At 64.9% G+C, this 1066-nt stretch carries 1 protein-coding gene; it reads left to right on the top strand.

The genetic code is table 11. The features are described from left to right. The first annotated feature begins 88 nt into the window (after positions 1–88). Entirely contained in the window at positions 89–1048 is a 960-nt protein-coding gene (locus tag HMPREF3121_RS11390; protein ID WP_141743092.1) for an IS481 family transposase, read from the top strand. Positions 1049–1066 lie beyond the last annotated feature (18 nt).

Below are 1066 nucleotides of genomic sequence, written 5' to 3'. Positions count from 1 at the left end.
GTTGGTAGCGGCGAGCCTGGTTGATTGAGCGAGAACCTCCGGATGGGATGTGGCTTGTCTAAGGCCCACTTCCAAACCGGAGGTTCTCGTGTCCCACGGTAGTGCTCGTTTGACTGTTCATGGTCGCCGGCTGATCGTCGAGCGTCATCAGTGCGGGTGGACCCAATCCCACATCGCCGCGGCGATGGGTGTGTCCCGCAAGTGCGTGAAGACCTGGATCGACCGCTTCGCCGCCGAGGGCGAGGCCGGCCTGCAGACTCGTTCTTCGCGCCCGCACACCTCGCCGACCAAGACCAGTGCCGAGGTCGAGAAGCAGGTTCTTGCCGCGCGTGCCGAGCATCGGGAGGGCCCGGACGTCCTCGGTCCCCGCGTCGGGGTGCCGGCCCGGACGGTCTCGCGTATTCTGCGCCGCCACGGTGTTCCGTACCTGCGCCAATGTGACCCGATCACCGGCGAGGTGATCCGCTCATCCAAGACCACCGCAGTGCGGTACGAGCGCGACCGGCCGGGCGAGTTAGTGCACATGGACGTCAAGAAGCTGGGCAAGATCCCCGACGGTGGTGGATGGCGCGCCCATGGCCGCCCGAACGCCCCACGCGACCGCAAGACCAGAGTCGGTTACGACTACGTCCACTCGATGGTCGATGACCATTCCCGCCTGGCCTACAGCGAGGTCCTCCCCGACGAGAAGGGGGCCACCTGCTCCGGTTTCCTGGAACGGGCGATCGCCTACTTCGTCGAGCACGGCATCGACCGGGTCGAGCGGCTGATGACCGACAATGCCTGGGCCTACCGCTACTCATTGCGTGAGGTGTGCGCCGAACATGGCATCGTCCAGAAGTTCATCAAGCCGCATTGTCCATGGCAGAACGGCAAGGTCGAACGCCTCAATCGCCCTCTGGCCACCGAGTGGGCCTACCGCCAGATCTACGCCTGTAACAGCGATCGGACGGCAGCCCTTGCGCCGTGGCTGGAGTACTACAACACTGAACGACGCCACAGCGCACTCGGAGGCCACCCGCCGGTCAGTCGACTGCTACCAACCTGATGGCCGGGTACACCTAGA

It is taken from the genome of Corynebacterium sp. HMSC11E11 (genome assembly GCF_001807025.1).
Lineage (GTDB): Bacteria > Actinomycetota > Actinomycetes > Mycobacteriales > Mycobacteriaceae > Corynebacterium > Corynebacterium freneyi.
The sequence above is the reverse complement of the archived record's forward strand: the minus strand, read 5'-3'. Positions and strand labels throughout refer to the sequence as shown.